Consider the following 23,655-nt stretch of genomic DNA (forward strand, 5'->3'; position numbering starts at 1 on the left):
CGGTTACCCGGCGGCATCCTGCAGCTTGGGCAACCATTCGCGCACTGCGTCGGGCAGCGCCGCGTCCGGGTCATGCAGCTGGCGGGCCAGCAGCCGCAAGCGATAGCGGGTATCGTTCTGCAGGGCCTCGATCTCGACCTGCAGGGAAGGGTCGCCGGCGACGCTTTCCCGGATCAGATCCAGCGGCAGGCCGCTCAGGCCGGCGCGGTCCAGCAGTCGGGTCAGGGGATCGAGATGGCGTCCCAGCAGGGCATCCCAGTAAGGGTCGGCCCGCTCACGCAGCGCCTGGCCCGCTTCCACGCAATCGATGGCGGCACGCAGAGCGGACCAGTCAATGTCCGCCTGCGGCGTCGTGGCGCCGTCGTCCGGATACACCGGACAGTGATCCACGGCCTGCAGCATGACCCGCAGCGCGGCGCTGTCGAGCTGGTCCGCGTGCCCCTTGAGCACGGCGGCGAATGCGTCCGGGTCCTGGCGCCCGCACAGCGCGGTGGCCAGCTCCATCACTGCGAGGCAGCGACCCGCCGGTTCCAGCGCGTCGCCCGCGTGACCGCGCGGGTAGCCGCTCCCGTCCAGACGTTCGTGGTGCTGCAGGACCGCATGACTGGCCCCCGGATGACACGCAGGGAAACGCTTGAGCGTGAGCCAGGCGATCACCGGGTGGCTGCGCAGCTGGCGCTCCTGTTCCGCGCTCAGCGGGGCGTGCGAGGTGAAGATCGCGGGATCGATATGCAGATAGCCGATGTCGTGGAACAGCCCGGCCGTGGCCAGGTCGCGGGCGAAGGCGGTGTCCGGGGGACGCAGTTCCATCCCCAGCGCACTGGCGCCTACCGCGACCTGAACCGCATGGTCGAAGGCATCGGGCATGCGCTCCTGGAGAATGGACAGTTTGCCCGCCAGCAGGGGGTCCAGCGCCAGTGAGGCCGGCATGGCCACTGCCTCACGCGGGCGTGAGGTCACGGCCAGCAGCGCGCGTGTCAGCGGGTCTTCCTCGGCGAGGCGCTCGGCGGTGGCGCGCAGGGCCTCACGATCCACCGGCGCGGCCACGTCGATACTGGCATCCAGTGGCCGCAGCAGCTTGTGTGCGGTCAGCCGATCGAACAGACGCCGATCCACCCGTTGCCCGGCCTCGATCAACTTTTGCCCGTGGGCGTTATAGACCGCCTCGCGGGTGTGCACGTCACGGGTTTCCCCGACCTGCGTCACGTGGTGAACGAAGTGTTCGGTATCGGGTGGCCCGGCGTGTTCGGAGGGTTCCTGCATGAAGGGGAGTCTAATGCCTGAAACGGCCGGGCGCACCCGTTCCGGTCATGGTTCAGCGCGCTTCGTCACGCCAGCTCGCCAGGGCGTGCAGGGCAAGGGTGACGAGCACCGCGGTACCGGCGATGAGGGTCATCGTCGCCGGGGCCTCGGCCAGCAGCAGCCATACCCACAGCGTGCCCAGCACCGCCTCCAGCACCAGGAACAGCGCAACCTCCCCGGCCGGGAGATAGCGGGTCGCAAGCGCGATCATCACCAGTGCCAGTGGGAGCTGGACCACGCCCATCAGCAGCAGGGTGGCCAGACCGGTCGCGGAGACGGCCAGCGGGGTGGCGAAGAACACCGCCACCGCCGCGCCCATCAGGCCCCCGGCGGCGATCACCGCGAGGCGATCGATCTGCGGCGAACGGCGCAACAGGGTCAGCTTGAGCCCGACCACCATGGCCGCGCCCAGCGCGAACAGGTCCCCCAGCCAGCCGCCGGTCTCCAGCGAACCGGCGAACACGCCGAAGATGCCGGCCAGGCTGACCAGGATGGCCATCCAGGTCCGCAGCGGGATCCATTCGCGCAGAATCAGGCCGGAAAACAGCGCCGCGAACAGCGGCGAGGCCGCGAGAATCACCACCGCATTGGCCACGGTGGTATGCAGGACCGCGAGCACGAACAGGTAATTGGTGGTGGCGAATCCGGCTGCGGTCCACCAGGCGTCCCTGCCACCGCGGCGCATGCAGGCCCAGGTCCAGCGTCCGTTCAGCAGACGCAGCACCACGGTCAGCGTGATGGCCATGAACAGGCCGCGCCAGAACAGGATGTCCGGGGCGGTGGTGTCGGCCAGACGTACCAGCAGGCCGTCGAAACTGATGGCCACCACGCCGATGAAGGCGAACAGGGCACCGGTGGCGTGCGTACCGAGGTTGCGGATCAATGCGCTCTCCTTGTTTGTTCTGCTAACTTGCCGGGACTTCCAGTCCGAGGATTTCATGATGTCATCGACGGCGATCCCCGCCGCGCTGCAGCCGGTGGGCTGCGTCGGCCTGGGCATCATGGGCGCGCCCATGACCCGCAACCTGCTGGCGGCCGGTTCCGAGGTCCATGTATGGGCACGGCGCCCGGAGCAGGCCCGGGCGCTGGCCGCCGAGGGTGCTACGGTGCACGAGAACTTCGCCGATCTGCTCGAGCGGGTCCGCGTGCTGGTGCTCAATGTTTCCGACACCCCGGATGTCGCGGCCCTGATGGAAGGGCCGGGCGGGGTGCTGGACCGGGGTCGCCCGGGTCTGATCGTGATCGATCACAGCACGATCGAACCCGTACGCAGCCGTGAACTGGCGATGGCGGCGGCCGGGCACGACATGGTGTTCATCGACGCCCCGGTGTCCGGCGGCGAGCCCGGCGCTCGAGCCGGGACCCTGAGCCTGATGATCGGGGGGCCGGCGGAGGCAGTCGATCGGGTCCGGCCTCTGCTGGAAGCCGTGGGTTCCACCCTCACGCATGTGGGCGACAGCGGGGCCGGACAGGTCGCCAAGGCCTGCAACCAGCTGGTGGTGGGCGAGACCCTGGCGGCGATCGGCGAGGCCTTTGCCCTGGCCGAGGGGCAGGGCGTGGATCCCGCCCGCATCCGCGAAGCGCTGCTGGGTGGCTTCGCCGGTTCGCGCATCCTCGAGGTGCACGGCCAGCGCCTGCTGGACAATGACTTCACCCCCGGCTTCCAGCTGGGACTGTACCAGAAGGATACGGCCATCGTGGCGGAGCTGGCACGCCGCACCGGCCTCGAGCTGGACGGGGTGCGGCGTATCGTGGACGCGGTGAATGCGGCGTGTGCCGACGGCCGGGGCGAGGCCGACGTGTCTCTGCTGGCGCGCTACAGCGCCAGAGGCGTGCCCCGGTAGCCCTCGGGTTCGGGCTCCTTGCGGTCACCGGGCTCCGGGAACCGCTGCATCAGCTTGTCATAGTAGCTGCGGATGTTCCGGGTATAGCTCACCGGCTCCCAGCCGCGCGCATAGCCATGGCGGGTCTGTTCGTACCAGCGGGATTCGGCGAGGCGTGGCAGCCAGCGCTTCACGTCGACCCAGCGGTCCGGGTCGTCGCCGTTGGCGGCGGCCAGCGCGCGGGCGTCGTTCACGTGTCCCAGTCCCACGTTGTAGGCCGCCAGGGTCATCCAGGTGCGGTCGGGCTCGGGGATGCTTTCCGACAGGCGTTCGCGCATCTGCAGCAGGTAACGGGTGCCGCCGTCCACGGAGTCGGCGGGGTCGGTTCGGTCGGGGATCCCGAGATCCTGTGCGGTGTTGCGGGTGAGCATCATCAGGCCCCGTACCCCGGTCGGCGAGACGGCGTCCGGATTCCAGTGGGATTCCTGGTAGGCGACCGCCGCAATGAACCGCCAGTCGAGGTCGTACTGCTCGCCGGCCCGCTCGAACAGTTCACGGAAGCGTTCGAGGCGGTTGTCCACCCGGCGTTCGAACGTGAGGGTGTCGACCAGATCATGGGTCTCGAGGTGACCGAGATAACGGTCGAGGACCCGTTCCAGCTCACCGTTTCCCCGCAGTTCGTCCAGCAGCCTGCCCGCCTCCCGTTTCAGGCTGGCATCCCCCCGTGAGGGAAACAGCCAGACCACCGGGGTCGCCTCGGCCATGCGGTGGGCCGTGCGCAGTTCGGGGTGCAGGCGCTGCAGGCGCCGGTGTTCCAGCGAGGTCAGGAGCGCGAAGTCAACCTCTCCACGGGCCAGGGCCTCACGCAGGGCATCCGGGCCGGACAGGGGGATGATCTCCGGAGGTTGGTCGATCGCTTCCCGCTCGTCGTCTCGATCTGCCTCTTTGTCTTCGGCAGGGAACTCGCCGGGGATGCGCAGGGCCGGCGGCAGGCTCGTTCCCCGGGGTACGCCCACGCGGCTCCCGGACGGGATCTCCAGCACCGACAGCAGGGGCGCGCCCCGTTCCGAACCCTGCCAGTACGCCAGCACCCGCTGCATGTCGACGATTTCCGGGCCGGCCCGCAGTCCGTTGTCCTCGTCCGGGGGTACCAGCAGGCCGGCGCCGAGATCGACCCGGCCGGCGTGCAGCAGGGCCTCGACATCCTCCGGGCGTTCCACCCGGCGGATCTTCAGGGTGACTCCCAGGCGCGCGGCCAGGCGGTCCAGGAGATCCAGTTCCAGCTGCTCGCGACCGCCGTGGTCGGCGAGGTCGGAGCGCCCGAGGTCACGTTCCACGATGGCGACCCGCAGCTCCTCGCGGAACTGCACCTGATCCACCACCGGCGCGGGATCGAGCCAGACCCGCAGGGCCAGGGCCACCAGCAGCACGATGAACACGCTCAGCTCGATCTGCTGGCGCGTGTTGATTCCGGGACGGAGACGGCGAGGAGAGGGCATGGACGGGATCTTAGGTCAACTCGCCCGGAAGTACACGCCCGGCGGAAGGCCGGCGGGTCAGCGCCAGTGCAGGACCAGGCCCTGTTCCCGCAGTACCTGCAGCGCAGGGTCCACGCAGTCATCGATGAACGCGGCCCGCTGCGGATTGTTGCGGGCGATACGGCGGTAGTCCGGCCCCTCGGGCAGGCGCGCCAGCTGGTAGATGTCCGCGGTGGGATAGTAGAAGGCGTGCACGAACTGGCGGAACACCCGGCGCATCAATGGCCGGTACAGCGCTTTCTGCCAGCCGGGCAGGCCCTCCATGTGCTGCTCCAGGGTATCACGCGCATGCGCCATGTGCCGCGCCTCGTCGATCATGTGCGCGGTGACCACGTCATGCACCGTGGGGCTGATCGTATCCGGGTGCCGGCGGATCAGCCGGTTCATGCGGTCCGGCACCTCCTCGCCGATCATCACCGCGATCCAGAACATCGCGGATTCGAACGGGGCAAAACGGCCCACCAGGGTTGCCATGCGCGGCTTGGGGAACCGGCGGACTGGCAGTTCCAGCCCGCTGCGGCGCATGAATTCGATGAACATCAGACTGTGCCCGGCCTCTTCACGCAGCTCGTGCAGGCGGTAGTTGAGGCGGTCGAGGCGGTCGGCGGAGTGCATGGAGATGCGCGCGATGCGTTCCATGAACAGGCCTTCCAGCCACAGGGCACCGCTGATGAAATAGATGAACTCGTACTGCGACAGACGCCGCTTGATGGCCGCGGGCAGCTGATCGTACTCCGGTGTGCCGTACAGCGAGATGGCCGGTTCCGGGATCCAGAAATCATCCAGGGACAACGCGTCCCAGTCCACTCGCAGGAGAGGATCCTCGTAGGGCGCGCTGTTGCGGCTCAGATGGTCGAGCAGCTCCTGCGACGAGTTCATCAGGGGTCACCGGGTGAAGGCTGCGGTCAATCGCGCGAATCATACTCGCAAACGGGCGTCGGACCAATCTCCGCGGCGGTTCTGCGGTCAGTCCCGCGGGGGCACCGCTATCCCGGCATCGCGCAGCAGGGCGGCCAGGCGGATCAGCGGCAGGCCGATCAGCGCGGTGGGGTCATCGGTCTCCATGCGCTGGAAGAGGCTGATGCCGAGGCCCTCGGAACGGAAACTGCCGGCGCAGTCCAGCGGCCGGTCCCGGCGCACGTAGGCGGCGATCTCCGCGGGGTCCAGGTCGCGGAAGGTCACGCGGCAGGGTACCTCCTCGACCCGCGCCTCGCCGGTGGCGGTGTCCAGCAGGCACAGCCCGGTGTGGAAGGTCACGGTTCCGCCGGACAGCCGGCCCAGCTGGGCGCGGGCCCGTTCCTCGTCTCCCGGCTTGCCGAGGATCTGTCCGTCGTGGGCGGCGTTCTGGTCGGAGCCGATGATCAGGGCGTCGGCGTGCGCCGCGCCGGCGGCCCGCGCCTTGGCCTCGGCCAGGCGGCACACCAGCGTCGCGGGGTCCTCGCCGGGACGCGGCGATTCGTCGATCGCGGGGGTGGCCGTGGTGAACGGGACTGCGAGCCGCTGCAGCAGTTCGGCGCGGTACGGCGAGCCCGAGGCCAGGATCAGGGTGCGAGGGTGCGCTTCGGCGTACGACACGGTTCAGGTCTCCGGGGCGGCCGCGGTGTCGATCGCCACCAGCAATGCCCCGGCCGCCACCGCCGCACCGCGTTCACAGTGGATGGCGGTGACCGTGCCGGCCGCGGGCGCCGTCAGCTCCGACTCCATCTTCATCGCCTCGATCACCAGCACCGCCTGTCCGGCGGCCACCGCGTCGCCGGGGGCGACCAGGATGTCGACCACGGTGCCGGGCATGGTGGTGGTCACGTCGGCCGGGCCGGGTGCGTCCCCGGCCACGGCCCCGGACGTCGCATCGACCGCTGCCGGCCCATGGCCAATTCCGCCGCCGGACGCCGCCGGGTTCATGTGCACGCTGTCCAGCACCCGCAGGTCGATCTCCTCCGGGCGCCCGTCCACGCTCAGGAACAGGGTGCGGGCGCCGTCGCCGGCCGTGCCGCTGCCGCGCACCTCGATCTCGTGGTCACGCCCGTCCAGGCGCATGCGGAAATGCCGCGGGGCAGGGCAGCCGGGACGGTCATCACCCGCTTCCTCCAGCGGCTCGGGCATGAGGGTGCCGGCCCGGCGGTCGGCAAGAAAGCGCCGGCCGATCTCGGGGAACAGGGCACAGGTCAGTACGTCTTCGGACGATTCGGCCAGCTCGCCGGCCTCGGTGGTGAGCCGCTCCATCTCGGGTTCCAGGTGATCGGCGGGGCGTTCTTCCAGCACCGGCTCATCCCCGATGGCCAGGCGCCGCACGTCCTCGTTGACCGGACCCGGTGCCCGCCCGTAATGACCACCGAGATAGCGCTTCACCTCGTTGGTGATGCGTGCGTAGCGTTCGCCGCCCAGCACATTCAGCACTGCCTGGGTCCCGACGATCTGCGAGGTCGGAGTGACCAGCGGCGGGTAGCCGAGATCCTCGCGTACCCGGGGGACTTCCTCCAGCACCGCATCGAAGTGCTCCAGGGCCCCCTGGTCGCGCAGCTGACTGGCGAGGTTGGAGACCATCCCGCCGGGCACCTGATTGACCTGGACCCGGGTGTCGACCCCGGTGAAGCGGCTCTCGAACCGGTGGTATTTCGGCCGTACCTCGTGGAAATGGCGGGCCACGGCCTGCAGGGCCTCCAGGTCGAGGCCGGTATCGTGTTCGGTGCCGGCCAGCGCGGCGACCATGCTCTCGGTGGGCGGGTGACTGGTGCCGCCGGCGAACGGGGTCAGCGCGGTTTCGATGTGCCGGCAGCCGGCGCGGATCGCTTCCCAGTGGCACAGCTCGGACAGACCCGAGGTTGCATGGGCATGCAGATGTACCGGGACATCCAGGGCCTCCACCAGCTCGCCAACCAGTTCGCGCGTCGCCTGCGGGGTGAGCAGGCCGGCCATGTCCTTGATCGCGATGCTCTGCGCGCCCATGGCGGTCAGCTCGCGGGCCAGCGCCACGAACTGGGCGCTGTCGTGCACCGGCCCGGTGGTGTAGCAGAGCGTCCCCTGCGCATGAGCCCCGGCCTCGCGCGTCGCCTCGATCGCCACACGCAGGTTGCGCGCATCGTTCATCGCGTCAAAGATCCGGATGATGTCGATGCCGCCGGCCACTGCGCGCGCCACAAAGGCCCGCACCACGTCGTCGGCGTAATGGCGATACCCCAGCAGGTTCTGGCCACGCAGCAGCATCTGCAGCGGGGTGCGCGGCAGGGCGGCCTTCAGGCGGTGCAGTCGTTCCCACGGGTCCTCGCCCAGATAGCGCAGGCAGGCATCGAAGGTCGCGCCGCCCCAGACCTCCAGGGAATGAAAGCCGATGGCGTCCAGCTGCGCGCAGGCCGGCAGCATGTCCTCGGTTCGCAGGCGGGTCGCGATCAGGCACTGATGCCCGTCGCGCAGGGTCACGTCGGTCAGACGAACGGGATCCATGGGCGCTCCGTGGTTGGCTGGATGAGGGACGGGCCGGCCATGGCGCGGATGCTACAGCCCGTGGTGAGCGACGACCGCCGCCGCCACCAGGGCGGCCTGCCGGCACGGGTCGGAGTGCGACGGGACCCGGGCCAGACCGGGTCGGGCCGGGATGAAGCCGGTGTCGAACACCCCGTGGCGGAAATCCGGGTCGGCGAGGATCGCCCGATGGTAGGGCACGGTATGGTGCACCCCGCGCAGCTCCAGATCGTCGAGGGCGCGCTCGCAGCGCGCCAGCAGCGCTGTCCAGTCATCGGCATGGACAATCAGCTTGGCGCACATCGAATCGAAGTTCGGCGGGATCACGTAACCGTCGTACAGCGCACTGTCGGTGCGGACCCCGGGGCCGCCCGGCGGCAGGAAGCGGGTGACCCGGCCGGTGTCGGGGCGGAACTCGTTCGCCGGGTCCTCTGCATTGATGCGGAATTCGATGGCCACGCCGTGCGGCCGGATGTCCGCCTGGGTGAAGCCCGGCGCCTCTCCGGCGGCCACACGCAGCTGGGCCTGAACCAGATCGACACCGGTGATCGCCTCGGTGACCGGATGTTCGACCTGAAGTCGGGTGTTCATCTCCATGAAATAGAACGACCCGTCTCGATCGAGGAGGAACTCGACCGTTCCCGCGTTGCGGTACCCCGCGGCCTCGGCGGCGCGCACCGCGAGCGCCCCGAGCTCCTCGCGCCGGGAGGCCGTCAGGGCCGGAGAGGGGGCAATCTCCAGCAGTTTCTGATGACGCCGCTGGATGGAACAGTCGCGCTCGTACAGATGCACCGCACGGCCCTCGGCGTCGGCGAGGATCTGGACCTCGATGTGGCGGGGGTTCACCACCGCCTTCTCGAGGAAGATCCCGGTGTCCCCGAATGCCCGCGTAGCCTCCGAGCGCACCCGCTCGAACTGTTGTTCCACCGCAGCCCCGTCTTCGCACAGCCGGATCCCGCGCCCGCCGCCACCGCCGGTGGCCTTCAGCATCACCGGATAGCCGATCTGATCGGCCACCGCGCGGGCCTCGCCGGCATCGGCAAGATTGCCGTCGGAACCCGGGGTGACCGGGACCCCGGCCGCCTGCATGGTGGTACGCGCGGCCACCTTGTCGCCCATGCACCGGATGACCGCGGCCGGCGGGCCGACCCAGGTCAGGCTGGCTGCGGTGACGGCCTCGGCAAAACTGGCGTTCTCGGAGAGGAAGCCATAGCCCGGGTGCACCGCATCACAGCCCGCGCTGAGTGCGGCCCGGATCAGCCGCGGGATGTCGAGATACCCGGATTCCGCATCCGGCCCCAGGTCCACGGCTTCCTCGGCGCGCTGCACGTGCAGGGCGTGACGGTCGGCGTCGGTGTACACGGCCACGGACGTGACGCCCAGTTCACGACATGCGCGGATGATGCGGATGGCGATTTCGCCGCGATTGGCGATCAGGAGTTTGCGGACCACGACGGCTCCCGGGCCGGGCTGGAAACCGCAGTATCGACATGGTGGGGGGATGGCCGCAAGTTTCTGTTTCCGTTTGACGCATTTCCGGCACGCGCGCATAATCCGCGCCTTCGGGAATCGCCGGGCAACGCTGCATTCGCGCGGGTGCGCCTGTAGCCGAACCTGTGCATTGCGGCATCTCTGGTGAGGATCACTGGGCCACGGCCGCCATGCCGGTCCCCGGGCTGCTGCGACGCGAGCACGAACGTGCACGTGGAGCCGCGTTTTCCTTATACAAGATTCTGATTTATGAGCCGCGTCCCCGTTTCCCTCGATCCGCAGCAACCTCGCTTCCAGCAACGCGAGTTCGTCATGGACGCACCGCTGGAAGCCACGGATTTCCCGCGTCTGCGGGCCGAATCCCTCGCGGGCCATCCGCTGCGGGTCGTGGCGCGCTTCGAGATCCGACGGGGCGCGCTGGGCGAGCTGCGCGTGGCCGGGGCGATCGAGGGCGAGCTGTGGCACGAATGCCAGCGCTGCCTGCAGCCGATGGCCTGGCGGTTTCACCTGACACCCGATGCGGTGCTGGTGCCACTCGAGGGATCCATCGAAAGGCTCGATGCCGGCGATGACTTCGTCGAGCTGGATGCCGAAGGCCTGCTGCGACCGCATGAATGGCTCGAGGAAGAGATCCTGCTGGCCTGGCCGCTGGTGCCGCGGCACGAGGACTGCGACGCCGGCCGGGCGGATGAATTCGCCGCGGGTGAGGGGCGCGAGAATCCGTTCGCGGTGCTCGCCGGCCTGAAGGACGATCTGCCCGGTCGCAACGACTGACCGCGGACCGGGCCCGGTACCGCGCACGGGCATTCCGCGCGGCGAAACGCTATACTGCCGCCCGCTTACGCGGGTGACCCGCAGAAACCGGGCAACCACTGGCTTCAATATTCTGGCTTCAATCTGGAGATTCATCATGGCCGTTCAGCAACGCCGCAAGACCCGTTCCAAGCGCGACATGCGCCGTGCCCACGACGGGCTGAAGGGCGCGACCCTGTCCACCGACCCGACCACTGGCGAGATCCACCGCCGCCACCATGTGACCCCGGACGGTTTTTACCGTGGCCGTCAGGTCGTGCAGCAGCCGGTCGAAGTTGACGACGACGAAGACTGAGTTGTACGGGATGCAGGGGCCACGGGGTGACGGGCTTCGTGGCCTCGTTGTTTCCGGGGGAACCCGGTCGCGGCAGCCACAACGGGACTTGGCATGAGCAGCAGCTACGTCATCGCCCTCGACGTGATGGGCGGCGATCACGGTGCTTCCGTGGTGATTCCGGCAGCCCGCCGGGCACTCAAGGGGCAGGGCGATTTCCGGCTGCAGCTGGTCGGCGATCAGGCGGTGATCGAGCCCGAACTCCAGGCCTGGTCCGCGACCGAGCGCGAGCGCGTGGAGATCGTCCATGCCTCGCAGGTGGTGGGCATGGAGGAGCTGCCGGCGGTGGCCCTGCGTACCAAGCGGGACTCGTCGATGCGGGTCGCGATCGAACAGGTGCGCAAGGGCGAGGCGCAGGCCTGCGTCAGCGCCGGAAACACCGGCGGGCTGATGGCCACAGCGCGCTATGTCCTCAAGACCCTGCCGGGGATCGACCGGCCGGCCATCGCCACCGCGCTGCCATCGATGAATGCCCACACCCACATGCTGGATCTGGGTGCCAATGTCGACGTGGAGGCCGCGCATCTGTACCAGTTCGCGGTCATGGGCTCGGTTTTGGCGAAGGCCGTGGATGGCGTGGACAGTCCGCGTGTCGGGCTGCTGAACATCGGTTCGGAGGCGATCAAGGGCAACGACCGGGTGCGCGAGGCCGGGCGCATGCTCGAGGACTCGTCGCTGAACTACGTGGGCTTCGTCGAGGGCAACGACGTCTACTGCGGCGATGTGGACGTGGTGGTCTGTGATGGCTTCGTCGGCAACGTGGCGCTGAAAACCAGCGAGGGCGTGGCGAAGATGATCACCAGCAACATGAAGGCCGAGTTCCGGAGCTCGCTTTACTCGCGCCTGGCCGGACTGATGGCCCTCCCGGTCCTGCGCCGCCTGCGTCACCGGTTCGACCACCGGCGCTACAACGGTGCCTCGCTGCTGGGACTGCAGGGCATCGTCATCAAGAGCCACGGCAGCGCGGATTCGCTGGCCTTCGCCAATGCCATCCGCATTGCCCGGATCGAGGCCGAGGCCAACATCGCGACCCGTATCGACAAGCAGCTGGAACGGCTGCTGCGGCAGGAGACGCCGGAGTGAATCACGCCCGTATCGCCGGAACCGGGAGCTACCTCCCGGAGCGCATCCTCACCAACGAGGAACTGGAGGCCATGGTGGACACCTCCGACGCATGGATCCGCGAGCGCACCGGCATCCACGAACGCCACATCGCCGCGGACAACGAGCTGACTTCCGATCTCGCTCTGAAGGCCTCGGAGCGCGCTCTGGAAGCCGCAGGTCTGCAGGCCTCCGATCTCGATCTGATCCTGGTGGCGACCACCACGCCCGACCAGATCTTTCCCAGCACCGCCTGCATCCTGCAGGCCAAACTGGGGGTGGGGGGCTGTGCCGCGTTCGACGTCCAGGCCGTATGCAGCGGGTTCGTGTATGCGCTGGCGACTGCCGATCGCTTCATGCGCAATGACGGGCCGCGGCACGTGCTGGTGGTGGGGGCGGAGACCCTGTCGCGCATCACCGACTATACCGACCGCTCCAACTGCATCCTGTGGGGCGACGGCGCCGGTGCGGTGGTGCTCTCGCGGGCGACCGATCCCGGCATTATCTCCACCCATCTGCATGCGGACGGGCAGCACCGGTCGCTGCTGGAGGTCCCGGGCGGGATCTCGCAGCCGGATGATAACCCGGACCTGGACTTCATCCGCATGGAGGGCCGGGCGGTCTTCCGGGTTGCAGTGAACACCCTGGACCAGATCGTCGACGAGACCCTGGAACACAACGGGATCGACAAGTCGGAACTCGACTGGCTGGTGCCGCATCAGGCGAACATCCGCATCATCCAGGCCACCGCGAAGAAATTGAACATGTCCATGGACCACGTAGTGGTTACCGTGGACCGTCACGGGAATACCTCGGCGGCCTCGGTGCCGCTGGCACTGGACACCGCGGTGCGGGACGGGCGCATCAAGCGCGGGGATCTGATCCTCACCGAGGCGTTTGGCGGCGGCTTCACCTGGGGCTCGGCCCTGATCCGCATGTAAGGGAAGCGGGGATGGGACGCGAGATCGAACGCAAGTTCCTGCTGGCGGGCGATGGCTGGCGCGAGCAGGCGCATCGTTCCTGCTACATGCGTCAGGGCTACCTGTGCGGCAACGAGCGGGCGTCCATCCGGGTGCGGGTCGAACCCGATTCGGCCAACCTGAACATCAAGAGCGCGACCCTGGGCGTGGAACGCGACGAGTACCAGTTCGCGATCCCCGAAGAAGAGGCGCACGCGATGCTCGATACCCTGGCCGGTGCGCAGGTGGAGAAGACCCGCCACTGGGTGGATCACCGGGGATGGGTGTTCGAGGTCGATGAATTCCACGGCGCGAATGCCGGGCTGATCGTCGCGGAGCTGGAGCTGGCCGACGCGGACGCCGAGTTTCCCCGACCCGAATGGCTGGGCACCGAGGTCTCGCACGACCCGCGCTACTACAACACCGAACTGGCGCGCCACCCCTATCGTGAGTGGGAGCGGGGTGAGTAACGCGAGCGCGTCGGGGCCGGGTACGGAATCGGCCGCGGGAAAGGATGCGGGCTTCGACCCCCACTGCCGGCGCTGTGCCCGCCTGGCGCGGTTCCTCGACGAGGTGCGGGCCGGGCACCCCGGCTACCATGCCGCACCGGTGCCGTCGTTCGGGCCGGCGGATGCCGGCTTGCTGATCGTCGGTCTGGCGCCGGGGATGCACGGGGCCAACGCCACCGGTCGGCCCTTCACCGGCGATTATGCCGGCATCCTGCTGTACGCCACCCTGCATGAATACGGCTTCGCCAGCGCCCCCGACAGCGAACGCGCGGACGACGGGCTGGAGCTGTACGACTGCCGCATCACCAACGCCGTGAAATGCCTGCCGCCGCAGAACCGGCCGACGACCGCCGAAATCCGCGAATGCAACGGCTATCTGGCCACCGAGATCGCGGCCGTGCGCCCGCGGGTAATCCTCGCGCTGGGCAAGGTGGCGCACGATGCGGTGCTGCGCACCCGCGGGCTGGCGCTCGCGCGGCATGCCTTCGGCCATGCGGCGGAGCACCGGCTGGACGACGACACCCTGCTGGTGGATTCCTACCACTGTTCGCGCTACAACACCCAGACCGGCCGACTGACCCCGGAGATGTTCCGGAGGCTGTTCGCGCGGATCCGGGAGCGGATATCCTGATTGCGCCATGAGCGCGCCCGAAACAGGATTCGATCCGGAACCCTTCCTCAGGAACCTGACCCAGTCCCCCGGCGTTTATCAGATGCTGGATGCGGAAGGGAAGGTGCTCTACGTGGGGAAGGCCCGCAACCTTCGCAGTCGCGTCACCAGCTATTTCCGCGGCGGTGACGACCGTGGCCCGCGCATCCGCTCGATGGTGCGCCAGATCGCGGACATCCGCATCGTCGTCACCCACACCGAGTCCGAGGCGCTGCTGCTGGAGGCGAACCTCATCAAGCAGCACCGGCCGCGCTACAACGTGCTGCTGCGGGATGACAAGAGCTATCCCTACATCTTTGTCTCCGGCCACGAATATCCGCGTCTGGGTTTCCATCGCGGGGCGAAGAAGAAGGGGATCCGCTATTTCGGCCCCTATCCCTCGGCCGGGGCGGTGCGCGAGAGCCTCGCGCTGTTGCAGAAGCTGTTTCAGGTGCGCCAGTGCGAGGACAGCGTGTTCGCGCATCGCAGCCGCCCGTGCCTGCAGTATCAGATCGGACGCTGCACCGCACCCTGCGTGGACTACATCTCGCCGGAGGACTATGCCCGCGACGTGGAGGCCAGCGTGCGCTTTCTCGAGGGCGACAGCGAGGCTGTGATCGGCGACCTGCTGGAGCGCATGGAGGCGGCCTCGGCGGCGCTGGAGTTCGAAAAGGCGGCGCGCCTGCGTGACCAGATCGGGCGGCTGCGCGAGATCTCGCAGCAGCAGTTCGTCGCCGGCGGCGAGGGGAATGCCGACGTGATCGCACTGGCACAGTCCGGCGGGAGCTTCGCGGTGGAGGTGTTCTTTGTCCGCAACGGGCAGAATCTGGGCAACAGCGAGCTGTTCCCGGACGTGCCGGAGGCGGCGGATCACGACGAGATCATGGCGGCCGTGCTGGCGCAGTACTATGCCGAACGCGAGCCCCCGCCCCAGGTACTGCTGTCGCACCAACCCGAAGGGGCCGAGGCCCTGGAAACCCTGCTCGGTGAACGCCGCGGGGCCCGGGTGAAGCTGGCCTGGTCGCTGCGCGGCGAACGCGCCCGCTGGCTGGACATGGCCCGGCGCAACGCAGAGCAGGCGCTGAAGACGCGGCTGGCCAGCCAGGCCGGGCAGGCCGCGCGCCTGCAGGCCCTGACCACCGAGCTGGATCTGGAAGAGGCACCGCAGCGCATGGAGTGCTTCGATATCTCCCACACCCGCGGGGAGGGCACCGTCGCCTCCTGTGTGGTGTTCGGTCCCGACGGGCCGATCAAGTCGGATTACCGACGGTTCAATATCGAAGGGATCGAACCCGGCGACGACTACGCCGCCATGCATCAGGCGCTCAGCCGGCGTTTCGCGCGGCTGAAGAAGGGCGAGGGCCGCGAACCGGACCTGCTGTTCATCGACGGGGGCAAGGGGCAGGTCACCCAGGCCCTGAACGTGCTGGCCGATCTCGGGCTGGATCACATCCGGGTGGTGGGCGTGGCCAAGGGCGAGGAACGCCGCGCGGGGATGGAAACCCTGGTGTTGAGCGGGGTGGAGGCGCCTTCTATACTGCCGGCGCATTCAAGTGCGCTGCACCTGATCCAGCAGATTCGCGACGAGGCGCACCGCTTCGCGATTACCGGCCATCGGGCGCGGCGGGCGAAGACCCGCAAGGAGTCCACCCTGGAGTCGATCCGTGGCCTGGGGCCCCGACGGCGCAGCGCGCTGCTGAAGCACTTTGGCGGCCTGCGCGGGGTATCCCGCGCGGGCGTGGAAGAACTGACCAAGGTGCCCGGGATCAACCGTCGCCTGGCGCAGGCGATATACGACCAGTTCCACGAGGCCTGACCCGAGATGTTTCCCCGACTTCCCACCTGGCTGACCTGGTCGCGCATCGTGATGATCCCGCTGATGATCGGGGTCTTTTACACGCTGCCGATGCCGGCGGCGGGCATCACGGCCGCCATCATCTTCGCGCTGGCAGGCATCACCGACTGGCTGGATGGCTATCTGGCACGGCGCTGGTCAGTGACCAGCCGTTTCGGGGCCTTCCTCGATCCGGTGGCGGACAAGCTGATCGTGGCCGCCGCGCTGGTGCTGGTGGTGGATCACAACCCGGGGCTGGGACTGGCCCTGGCGGCGATCGTGATCATCGGCCGCGAGATCGCGATCTCGGCCCTGCGCGAATGGATGGCCGAGGTCGGCGCCAGCGCGAAGGTGGCCGTGTCCTGGGTGGGCAAGGTCAAGACCAGTGCGCAGATGCTGGCCATCTTCCTGCTGCTGTGGGCGGAGCCGGTGGCCGGTCTGCCGCTGTTCGTGATCGGCGAATGGCTGCTGTATCTGGCCGCGCTGCTGACCCTGGTCTCGATGGTGCAGTACATGCTGGCCGCGGCGCGCGACGCCTGAGTGAAAGGGCGGCGTGAATTTTCACCAGAGGTGTTGACGACGCCGTTACGGCCTGTAGAATACGCACCTGTCGACGGGCGGGAATAGCTCAGCTGGTAGAGCACAACCTTGCCAAGGTTGGGGTCGCGAGTTCGAATCTCGTTTCCCGCTCCAAACGATTTCCCGAAGCCCCGGCACCGCCGGGGCTTTCTGTTTCGGCACAACCGGCAGCCGCCGGGCATGCCCCCGGGCTGGGTGGCAGAGTGGTGATGCAGCGGACTGCAAATCCGCGTACCTCGGTTCGATTCCGGGCCCAGCCTCCATTTCCCTGTTTCCCCGTCTCCTTCCCCGTTTCCCGTGGGCGTCTGATGCTGCGCCGAACACCGGTTTTTTGGGGCGAGGATTCAGGTCGTCTCGTCTCTGTCCCCCAAGAAGAAAACGAGGCCCGGCCCGATGCCGAAGGGCCGTGCGGGACGGCGGCCGAACTGCCGCGTCTGGCGCGCGAACGGAAGGTGATGAACGGATGCTACCGGGGATGACCCGGTGCCTTCAGGCGGGGTGGATCGGCCAGAGCGGACGTCAACGACAGCGCGGGACGTTTGTCCGAATCAGGCCCGCAGCCTCAGGCCTGAATGTCCAGGGTGGATCCGGCGGTATTGATGCCGCGATTATCCATGGTGCCGTCCGGCATTACGGTGGCGGCCAGATCGTTCTCGGAGAGATCGCCATCCTCGAGGGCGGCCTCATCGTCGGTGATGCGGGCCGCCGTGGATTCGCCGGCTTCGGCGCGCGCCTCGGCGGTCGCGGAGGTTGCCGCACCGGCCTCCGGTCCATTGACGGCGCCGGTGGCCGTCGCACCGGCCAGAGAGTTGGTCTCCGGATTGCCGGTGGCCTGTTCGACTCCGCGGGCGGCGGTTGGGTTGTCCACGGCCTGTGCGGCCTGGGCCCCTGCGGCGGCACTGGCCTGCGGAGAGGCCTGGCCGGTCTGGGTCGCGCCGGGCTGCTGGGCGGCCTGAGCGGGGTTCTGTGCCGCGGCAGCCGAATTGGCATTCCCCGCGTTCATGGCTGCCGTCTGGCTGGCCATGGCGGCGGGGTTGGGTCCGGTACCGTTGATCATGGTCATGGGGAAACTCCCGCTGATCGTACTGCGGGCCGGGGGTACAGAGTGAGCGCCCTCGAGCCCGAAACTGTTTGTATTGACGTGATTATAGAGCATGTGGCCGGTGACGCGGGCAACGACCCGCGGACTCTGGGGTAGAATCCGCGCGCATGAACGATACGGACCAGGTCTTCGATGTCGCGGTGATCGGCGCCGGTGCCGCCGGCATGATGTGTGCGGCGGTGGCCGGCCGGAGGGGCCGGCGGGTCGTGCTGCTGGATCATGCCGGTCGCCCGGGCAAGAAGATCCTGATGTCCGGCGGCGGGCGCTGCAACTTCACCAACCTCGACTGCGGGCCGGAACATTTCCTGTCCGCCAACCCGCATTTCGTGAAATCCGCGCTGGCGCGCTGTACCCAGTGGGATTTCATCGCGCTGGTGGAGGCGCACGGGATCCCCTGGCACGAAAGGAAGCTCGGTCAGCTGTTCTGTGACCGTTCGTCGAAGGACATCGTGCGCATGCTGCTGGACGAATGCGAGGCGGCCGGGGTGGCGTTGCGCACGTCCACGCCGGTGGAGGTGCAGACGGACGGACAGCCGCCGTCCGATACTGCGAGCGGGTCTCGCTGGCAGCTGGATACCCCTCACGGGCGCATCGAAAGCGAGTCTCTGGTGATCGCGACCGGGGGCTACCCGATCCCGCGGATGGGCGCCACCGGGTTCGGCCTGGATCTGGCGGCGCGCCTGGGGATCCCGGTGCAGCCGACCCGCCCGGCCCTGGTCCCGCTGACCCTGGACGGGGAGGCATACCAGGCGGTGGAAGGGCTCTCCGGGATTGCCCTGGATGCGGTGGCCGAGGCCGGGGATGCGGGTTTCCATGAGAACGTGCTGTTCACGCATCGCGGTGTAAGCGGCCCGGCCATCCTGCAGGCATCGTCCTACTGGCAGCCGGGCGCGCCGGTGGCGGTGGATTTCTTCCCCGGGGATTCACTGGAGCAGCGCCTGCGCAGCGCGCGTGATGCGACCCCGAAACGCCAGCTGGGCACGGTGCTGGGGGAATGGCTGACACGTCGAGTGACCCGCCACTGGCTGGAGGCCGGGCTCGCCGACCGTCCGCTGGAACGCCTGACCGAGCACGAGATGGCGCAGGTGGCCGCGCGGCTTCAGCCGTGGCGGTTCGTACCGTCCGGCACCGAGGGCTATGCCCGCGCGGAGGTGATGGCCGGGGGCGTGGATACCCATGCCCTGTCGTCGCGCACCTGCGAGGCGCGCGATTTCCCGGGTCTTTATTTCATCGGCGAGGTGGTGGACGTGACCGGGCATCTGGGCGGCTACAACTTCCAGTGGGCCTGGGCGTCCGGGCATGCAGCTGGCGAGGTGGCCTGAGAGCCGGGCCGGGTCGGCTGGAAGGCTTCGGATATGGCCTACGGGGCCGGGGTCTCCAGCACGATGGAGACGCGGCGATTCTCGGCCCGTCCCTCGGCGGTGTCGTTGTCGGCCACCGGCCGGGTATCGGCATGGCCCACGGCCCGCAGGCTGTCCGGATCGACGCCGTTGTCGGTGAGGTAGCGCACCACGCCACTGGCCCGCGCGGCCGACAGCTCCCAGTTGGACGGGAAGCGCGGGGTCGCGATCGGCACGTTGTCGGTATGGCCCTCGATGGTGACCTGGCCGTCGTGTTCCTCCAGCAAAGGCAGGAGCTCTTCCAGCAGGGCCTGCCCGTCGTCGGCCAGATCCGCCTGTGCGGTCGCGAACAGGATGTCATCCTGGATGCGCAGCTCGATGCTGCCGGGCTGTTCGATGACGTCCACCCCCTCGGGGGCGCGATCGCGCATGTCGCGGACGGCTTCCGGGTCGGCGGGCGCGTCTTCTTCGTCCTCCGGCAGGGGCACCGGGGTCGGCGGGTCGGCGGCCAGGGGCGGATCCTCGACCGGACCGGGCGGCACTTCCGGGGCCTCGGGCGCGACGCGGAACAGCCGCGGGTCGACCAGATTCGACAGGTCGCGATAGACCAGTTCCACCGGATCGTCGTCGGCCGCGCGGATGCTCTCGTCGCGGGGCTCGGCGAAGGTCAGCATGATCACGAATACCACGATCACCAGGGTCAGCACGTCGAGATAGGTGAGGATCCAGGCGTGTTCGTCCTCGCGCAGGCTCTCTGCGCTGCGTCCGGTCTCCACCGTCAGTGCGTCGCGCGGCAGTACGTGATCGCCCTCGCGGGCGGCCGTGGCTCCCCCGGCCGGGGGGCTGGCCGGTACCGGATCGCCGTTGCTGGCCATGTTCAGTGCCCGCCAGTCCCCGGCTGGTCGTCGGCGGCCGCCACCGGCGCCTGACGGATCTCGTCGTGGTGGTTTTCGGCGAACGAGCGCAGGGTCTCGCGGATATAGCCAGGCGTGCGGCCCTTGCGCATCAGCATGATGCCCTCCAGCACCATGGTCATCACCACCACCCGTTCCTCGGTGCGGCGTTCGAGCTTGATGGCGATCGGCCGGAACACCAGATTGGCCAGCAGGATGCCGTAGAAGGTGGTGATCAGTGCGATACCGAGGTTGACCGCGATCACTGCGAAGTCGTCGGTGTCGGTGGTCAGCAGCAGGTTGATCAGGCCCAGCAGGGTCCCCAGCATGCCGAAGGCCGGGGCGTAGGTGGCCATGGTGCGGTAGACCTGGGCCTCGGCCAGCTCGCGTGCCCGCAGCCGGGCCAGACGCCAGTGCAGCAGGTCGGAGACATCCTCCATCGGGGTATCGTCAATGACCAGCTGCACACCGGTGCGCAGGAACGGGTTGCGCAGGGTCTCCAGGCGCTCCTGGACCCGGCTCAGGTTCTGCGCGAACCACAGGCGCGAGACCTCGACGATCTCCTCCATGTCCTGGGTGACGTCGTAGCGTTCGTCGCGGATCACCGTGGCGGCCAGGCGGAAGACCCGCAGCAGCTCGTGCAGCGGGTAGCTGAGCAGGGTGGCCGCCAGCGTGCCCCCCACCACGATTCCGAGCCCGGGGAGGTTGAGAAACACCAGGAGATCCTGGCTGGTGAAGGCGATGATGCTGACGAACAGCAAGATGCCGCCGATCATGCCCAGCAGGGAAGACAGATTCATGGGCGCGGTCTTCGCGAAAGCGTGAACATGTGCCAAGGATAAACCGCAAGCAACCGTGCGTCGCGCCAACGGAGCGTAACGGGTACACTGCCAAGACCGTATTGCAAGCGAGGGAGAAGCGGCATGGAATGGGTAATTCTCGCGATCGTGCTTCTGCTGGTGATCTGGGGGGTCTGGACCTACAACCGTCTGGTCACCTCGCGCAACCGCTATCAGAACGCGTTTGCCCAGATCGATGTCCAGCTGAATCGCCGCTATGACCTGATCCCCAACCTGGTCAAGGTCGCGGATCGCTACATGGCACACGAGAAGGACACCCTCGAGGCCGTGATCCAGGCGCGCAACCAGGCCCAGAGCAGCCTGCAGAAGGCCGCCGCCGACCCCTCCAACCCGGACGCGATGCGCGAGCTGTCGCAGTCCGAGCAGGGCCTCTCCGGTGCCCTGGGGCGCCTGTTCGCGCTGTCCGAGGCCTATCCCGACCTCAAGGCCAACGAGAACATGATGCAGCTCTCGGAGGAGCTCAGCAGCACCGAGAACCGCATTGCCTATGCGCGGCAGGCCTTCAACGACGCAGTGATGAGTTACAACATCCTGCGCGAGATGTTTCCCAACAGCCTGGTCGCGAACAACTTCGGTTTTCGTCGTGCCGAACTGCTCGAGATCGAGGACCCGCAGCGTCGCGAAGCGGTCGAGGTCAGCTTTCAGTAAGGCTGCCGGGGCATGAACTTCTTCGAACAACAGGACCGGGCACAGCGCCGCACCCGGGTCCTGCTGGGCCTGTTCTCGCTGGCGGTACTCGCCATCGTGGTGGCGATGAACCTGCTCGCGCTGCTGTTCCTCGGGCACGATGCCACCGCGGCGCCGGATGACCCGCTGTTCTCCCGCAGCATGTTCGAGGACAACCTCGAACTGATGTTCTGGGTGACCCTGTTCACCATCGTCCTGATCGGCGGGGCCAGCCTGTACCGGGCGTCCTCGCTGCGCGGTGGCGGGGGGCAGGTCGCGCAGGAACTCGGCGGCACCCGCATCGAACCCGACACCCGGGATCCGCTGCGGCGGCGTCTGGTGAACGTCGTCGAGGAGATCGCGATCGCCTCCGGCGTACCGGTGCCGGAGATCTACGTACTGGAGCAGGAGAGCGGCATCAACGCATTCGCCGCGGGGCATTCCACCGGTGATGCCGCGGTGGCGGTGACCCGCGGCGCACTGGAGACCCTCGACCGCAACGAGCTGCAGGGGGTAGTGGCCCACGAATTCGGGCACATCCTCAACGGGGACATGCGCCTGAACATCCGTCTGGTCGGGATCCTCTACGGGATCCTGGTGCTGGCCCTGGTGGGGCAGCGGGTGATGGTCGCGATGCGCTTCTCGCGCGACAGCCGCAATGCGGCCGGTCTGCTGGCCGCCGGGCTGGCGCTGCTGATCGTGGGCTACATCGGGCTGTTCTTCGGCCGCTGGATCCGCGCCTCGGTGTCGCGCCAGCGCGAATACCTGGCGGATGCGTCGGCGGTGCAGTTCACCCGGCACCCCGACGGGATTGCCGGGGCACTGAAGAAGATCGGTGCGCGGCATGCGCGCATGGATGCCGATTTCGAAGAAGTGGGACACATGCTGTTCGCCAGTGGCGGGCTGGGGCGGATGTTCGCCACGCACCCGCCGCTGGAGGATCGGATCCGTGCCATCGAGCCGAATTTCGATCCGACGGAGTTCGAAACCATCGCTCGACGCATGCGCGAGCAGACGGAGGCGGAACAGGCCGACGCCGAAACGGAAGAGGGCAGTGAGGAATCCCGGCGCGGTCCCGGCGGGCTGATGCTCGATGCGGACAACCTCGCGGACGGGATCGCCGATCCCGGGCTGGCGCAGATCCTGGGCGCCGGCATGCTGATGGCCGCGATGCCGGGTCCGCTGGAACAGGCTGCACACAGCGACGGCTGGGCCGCCGAGGTTATCCTCTACCTGCTGATGAACGCCGATCCCGAGGTGCGCGAGCAACAGCGTCTGCTGGTCGCCGAGAAGCGCGGCGGTGACAGCGAACGGCGCGTGGGCCAGCTGCTGGACATGGTCCCCGAGCTGCGCGACGACCTGCGCATCCCGCTGCTGGAGATCGCCTTCCCGGTGCTCCGGCGGCACCCGCGAGAGGAGCGCGAGGCCCTGCAGGAGCTGGTCGAGCAGCTGATCCATGCCGACGGACGGGTGTCGGCGTTCGAATACGCCCTCGGGCGTCTGCTGAACCGTCACCTGATGGATGTCGAAAAGCCGGGGGATGACGGGGCAGGCGGGCGCGGGCGGCTGGAGCGCCACGGCGACGAGGTGCGCTTCCTGCTGGCGGTACTGGCACGTCACGGTCATCCGGGCGATCCGGATGCCGGCCGTGCGGCGCTGGCCGCCGGGATCGCCCGCATCGAGGAACGTGAACCGGCGACCGTGGATTTCCCCGAGGCATGGACCGAGTCCGAGGGCAGCCGGGCCTGGGCGAATGTCCTCGATCGGGTGCTGGAGAGCCTCGACGGCCTGCGCATGGCGGACAAGGAACGCCTGGTCCGCGCGATGCTGACGACCGTGACCCATGGCGGGCAGGTGCGCACGGCCGAGGTCGAACTGCTGCGTGCGATGGCGGCTTCCATGCATGTGCCGCTGCCGCTGGCGGAATTCGCCGAGACCGGCTAGGGAAACACTGATCAATGTGCACGCTCGCGTTGGTGCTCGGGGTTTTCCGAGACCAGGCGCGGTGCGCAGCCGTTAGTGGTTCTACCGGCAAGGGCCGCAACGCAGGATCGGGGAACCCGGATTGCCAACCCCTGAAGTGGCTCGGCCGCCCGTTGTTATCAAAAACGGGCGCGCGCGGCGTTGCGGCTCCCTTGTGCAGAATGACTGCACGGCGGTCCCCGCGCCCTGTTCGCACGCAAAAGCGACTCGAGCGCGAGCGTGCACATTGACCAGTGTTTTCCCGGGGAATGCCAGCGGCGCAATGAAGCGCTATCATCCGCGCTTTCGTGGGGGCGTGGCGAAACAGGTAGACGCAGCAGACTTAAAATCTGCCGGCCGCAAGGCCGTGCCGGTTCGAGTCCGGCCGTCCCCACCAGAATTCAACCAGCTCGGCCGGGTACCGGCGTGCTGCTTTCCCGT

22 protein-coding genes and 3 tRNA genes are annotated in these 23,655 nt (G+C 68.3%); 15 read left to right on the forward strand and 10 right to left on the reverse strand.

The genetic code is table 11. The features are described from left to right. Positions 1-3 precede the first annotated feature (3 nt). Positions 4-1,263 carry an HD-GYP domain-containing protein gene (locus D571_RS0104275; RefSeq protein WP_018935438.1) on the reverse strand — a complete coding sequence of 420 codons (1,260 nt, stop codon included), beginning with the start codon at positions 1,261-1,263 and terminating at the stop codon, positions 4-6. A gap of 52 nt (positions 1,264-1,315) precedes the next feature. After that, entirely contained in the window at positions 1,316-2,185 is an 870-nt protein-coding gene (locus D571_RS0104280) for a DMT family transporter (RefSeq protein ID WP_018935439.1), read from the reverse strand. 58 nt (positions 2,186-2,243) lie between these two features. On the opposite strand from D571_RS0104280, the gene D571_RS0104285 reads away from it, so the two are divergent. Next, entirely contained in the window at positions 2,244-3,146 is a 903-nt protein-coding gene (locus tag D571_RS0104285) for an NAD(P)-dependent oxidoreductase (RefSeq protein WP_018935440.1), read from the forward strand. On the opposite strand, the gene mltF is transcribed toward D571_RS0104285, so the two are convergent. From mltF to D571_RS0104310, 5 genes are all read right to left on the reverse strand, one after another. Then, complete coding sequence (mltF, locus tag D571_RS0104290; RefSeq protein WP_026287570.1) at positions 3,119-4,624, reverse strand: membrane-bound lytic murein transglycosylase MltF; 1,506 nt, start codon at positions 4,622-4,624, stop codon at positions 3,119-3,121. The genes D571_RS0104285 and mltF overlap by 28 nt on opposite strands. A gap of 57 nt (positions 4,625-4,681) precedes the next feature. After that, a complete protein-coding gene (locus D571_RS0104295) occupies positions 4,682-5,542 on the reverse strand; it encodes a diiron oxygenase (protein ID WP_018935442.1) in 861 nt (286 codons plus the stop codon). Positions 5,543-5,629: 87 nt separating this feature from the next. Beyond that, positions 5,630-6,238: a nucleoside triphosphate pyrophosphatase gene (locus tag D571_RS0104300; protein ID WP_018935443.1), complete on the reverse strand. Its 609-nt coding sequence runs from the start codon at positions 6,236-6,238 to the stop codon at positions 5,630-5,632. Between the two features lie 3 nt (positions 6,239-6,241). Further along, positions 6,242-8,104, reverse strand: coding sequence for a sodium-extruding oxaloacetate decarboxylase subunit alpha (gene oadA / locus D571_RS0104305; protein WP_018935444.1), 1,863 nt, complete (start codon positions 8,102-8,104; stop codon positions 6,242-6,244). A gap of 51 nt (positions 8,105-8,155) precedes the next feature. Continuing rightward, on the reverse strand, positions 8,156-9,574 hold the full coding sequence (locus D571_RS0104310; protein WP_018935445.1) for an acetyl/propionyl/methylcrotonyl-CoA carboxylase subunit alpha: 1,419 nt from the start codon (positions 9,572-9,574) through the stop codon (positions 8,156-8,158). 288 nt (positions 9,575-9,862) lie between these two features. Here D571_RS0104310 and D571_RS0104315 point away from each other — a divergent pair, with 288 nt between their 5' ends. The 10 genes from D571_RS0104315 to D571_RS0104360 all read left to right on the forward strand — a co-directional run bounded on the left by D571_RS0104315 (position 9,863) and on the right by D571_RS0104360 (position 16,654). Then, a complete protein-coding gene (locus D571_RS0104315) occupies positions 9,863-10,387 on the forward strand; it encodes a DUF177 domain-containing protein (protein WP_026287571.1) in 525 nt (174 codons plus the stop codon). A 136-nt stretch (positions 10,388-10,523) separates the two neighbouring features. Then, positions 10,524-10,721: a 50S ribosomal protein L32 gene (rpmF, locus tag D571_RS0104320; protein WP_018935447.1), complete on the forward strand. Its 198-nt coding sequence runs from the start codon at positions 10,524-10,526 to the stop codon at positions 10,719-10,721. A gap of 93 nt (positions 10,722-10,814) precedes the next feature. After that, complete coding sequence (gene plsX, locus D571_RS0104325) at positions 10,815-11,843, forward strand: phosphate acyltransferase PlsX (RefSeq protein ID WP_018935448.1); 1,029 nt, start codon at positions 10,815-10,817, stop codon at positions 11,841-11,843. Then, positions 11,840-12,802, forward strand: a complete 963-nt coding sequence (locus D571_RS0104330) for a beta-ketoacyl-ACP synthase III (RefSeq protein WP_018935449.1) — start codon at positions 11,840-11,842, stop codon at positions 12,800-12,802. The genes plsX and D571_RS0104330 overlap by 4 nt, the downstream gene beginning before the upstream one ends. 11 nt (positions 12,803-12,813) lie before the next feature. Beyond that, positions 12,814-13,290 (forward strand): CYTH domain-containing protein, encoded by a 477-nt coding sequence (locus D571_RS0104335; protein ID WP_018935450.1) that lies wholly within the window; start codon positions 12,814-12,816, stop codon positions 13,288-13,290. A gap of 82 nt (positions 13,291-13,372) precedes the next feature. After that, positions 13,373-13,960 carry a uracil-DNA glycosylase gene (locus D571_RS0104340; protein ID WP_051076156.1) on the forward strand — a complete coding sequence of 196 codons (588 nt, stop codon included), beginning with the start codon at positions 13,373-13,375 and terminating at the stop codon, positions 13,958-13,960. 7 nt (positions 13,961-13,967) lie between these two features. Further along, positions 13,968-15,794 (forward strand): excinuclease ABC subunit UvrC, encoded by a 1,827-nt coding sequence (uvrC, locus tag D571_RS0104345; protein WP_026287573.1) that lies wholly within the window; start codon positions 13,968-13,970, stop codon positions 15,792-15,794. A gap of 6 nt (positions 15,795-15,800) precedes the next feature. Continuing rightward, positions 15,801-16,352: a CDP-diacylglycerol--glycerol-3-phosphate 3-phosphatidyltransferase gene (gene pgsA, locus D571_RS0104350; protein WP_018935453.1), complete on the forward strand. Its 552-nt coding sequence runs from the start codon at positions 15,801-15,803 to the stop codon at positions 16,350-16,352. 77 nt (positions 16,353-16,429) lie between these two features. Beyond that, positions 16,430-16,505, forward strand: a tRNA-Gly gene (locus tag D571_RS0104355). A gap of 75 nt (positions 16,506-16,580) precedes the next feature. Then, a tRNA-Cys gene (locus D571_RS0104360) sits at positions 16,581-16,654 on the forward strand. A gap of 299 nt (positions 16,655-16,953) precedes the next feature. Here D571_RS0104360 and D571_RS0104365 read toward each other — a convergent pair. Continuing rightward, a complete protein-coding gene (locus D571_RS0104365) occupies positions 16,954-17,454 on the reverse strand; it encodes a hypothetical protein (RefSeq protein WP_018935454.1) in 501 nt (166 codons plus the stop codon). Positions 17,455-17,600: 146 nt separating this feature from the next. Between D571_RS0104365 and D571_RS0104370 the strand changes: the two genes are divergently transcribed. Then, positions 17,601-18,815, forward strand: coding sequence for an NAD(P)/FAD-dependent oxidoreductase (locus D571_RS0104370; protein ID WP_018935455.1), 1,215 nt, complete (start codon positions 17,601-17,603; stop codon positions 18,813-18,815). Between the two features lie 38 nt (positions 18,816-18,853). On the opposite strand, the gene D571_RS0104375 is transcribed toward D571_RS0104370, so the two are convergent. Further along, positions 18,854-19,609, reverse strand: coding sequence for an OmpA family protein (locus D571_RS0104375; protein WP_026287575.1), 756 nt, complete (start codon positions 19,607-19,609; stop codon positions 18,854-18,856). Positions 19,610-19,710: 101 nt separating this feature from the next. Continuing rightward, on the reverse strand, positions 19,711-20,526 hold the full coding sequence (locus D571_RS0104380) for a motility protein A (protein WP_018935457.1): 816 nt from the start codon (positions 20,524-20,526) through the stop codon (positions 19,711-19,713). A 123-nt stretch (positions 20,527-20,649) separates the two neighbouring features. Between D571_RS0104380 and D571_RS0104385 the strand changes: the two genes are divergently transcribed. The 3 genes from D571_RS0104385 (at position 20,650) to D571_RS0104395 (ending at position 23,611) form a co-directional block, all read left to right on the forward strand. Beyond that, positions 20,650-21,234: a LemA family protein gene (locus D571_RS0104385; RefSeq protein ID WP_018935458.1), complete on the forward strand. Its 585-nt coding sequence runs from the start codon at positions 20,650-20,652 to the stop codon at positions 21,232-21,234. Between the two features lie 12 nt (positions 21,235-21,246). Further along, entirely contained in the window at positions 21,247-23,196 is a 1,950-nt protein-coding gene (locus D571_RS0104390) for a M48 family metallopeptidase (protein ID WP_018935459.1), read from the forward strand. Between the two features lie 328 nt (positions 23,197-23,524). Further along, positions 23,525-23,611 (forward strand) — tRNA-Leu (locus D571_RS0104395). Positions 23,612-23,655 lie beyond the last annotated feature (44 nt).

This window comes from Thioalkalivibrio sp. ALJ24 (assembly GCF_000377785.1).
Lineage (GTDB): Bacteria > Pseudomonadota > Gammaproteobacteria > Ectothiorhodospirales > Ectothiorhodospiraceae > Thioalkalivibrio.

Excerpts from the sequence above, each read along its gene's own strand:
- D571_RS0104275 (WP_018935438.1), bottom strand. The coding sequence starts at position 1,263 with ATGCAGGAACCCTCCGAACACGCCGGGCCACCCGATACCGAACACTTC.
- D571_RS0104285 (WP_018935440.1), top strand. The coding sequence starts at position 2,244 with ATGTCATCGACGGCGATCCCCGCCGCGCTGCAGCCGGTGGGCTGCGTC.
- mltF (WP_026287570.1), bottom strand. The coding sequence starts at position 4,624 with ATGCCCTCTCCTCGCCGTCTCCGTCCCGGAATCAACACGCGCCAGCAG.
- D571_RS0104295 (WP_018935442.1), bottom strand. The coding sequence starts at position 5,542 with ATGAACTCGTCGCAGGAGCTGCTCGACCATCTGAGCCGCAACAGCGCG.
- oadA (WP_018935444.1), bottom strand. The coding sequence starts at position 8,104 with ATGGATCCCGTTCGTCTGACCGACGTGACCCTGCGCGACGGGCATCAG.
- D571_RS0104315 (WP_026287571.1), top strand. The coding sequence starts at position 9,863 with ATGAGCCGCGTCCCCGTTTCCCTCGATCCGCAGCAACCTCGCTTCCAG.
- rpmF (WP_018935447.1), top strand. The coding sequence starts at position 10,524 with ATGGCCGTTCAGCAACGCCGCAAGACCCGTTCCAAGCGCGACATGCGC.
- plsX (WP_018935448.1), top strand. The coding sequence starts at position 10,815 with ATGAGCAGCAGCTACGTCATCGCCCTCGACGTGATGGGCGGCGATCAC.
- D571_RS0104335 (WP_018935450.1), top strand. The coding sequence starts at position 12,814 with ATGGGACGCGAGATCGAACGCAAGTTCCTGCTGGCGGGCGATGGCTGG.
- uvrC (WP_026287573.1), top strand. The coding sequence starts at position 13,968 with ATGAGCGCGCCCGAAACAGGATTCGATCCGGAACCCTTCCTCAGGAAC.
- pgsA (WP_018935453.1), top strand. The coding sequence starts at position 15,801 with ATGTTTCCCCGACTTCCCACCTGGCTGACCTGGTCGCGCATCGTGATG.
- D571_RS0104365 (WP_018935454.1), bottom strand. The coding sequence starts at position 17,454 with ATGACCATGATCAACGGTACCGGACCCAACCCCGCCGCCATGGCCAGC.
- D571_RS0104370 (WP_018935455.1), top strand. The coding sequence starts at position 17,601 with ATGAACGATACGGACCAGGTCTTCGATGTCGCGGTGATCGGCGCCGGT.
- D571_RS0104380 (WP_018935457.1), bottom strand. The coding sequence starts at position 20,526 with ATGAATCTGTCTTCCCTGCTGGGCATGATCGGCGGCATCTTGCTGTTC.
- D571_RS0104385 (WP_018935458.1), top strand. The coding sequence starts at position 20,650 with ATGGAATGGGTAATTCTCGCGATCGTGCTTCTGCTGGTGATCTGGGGG.
- D571_RS0104390 (WP_018935459.1), top strand. The coding sequence starts at position 21,247 with ATGAACTTCTTCGAACAACAGGACCGGGCACAGCGCCGCACCCGGGTC.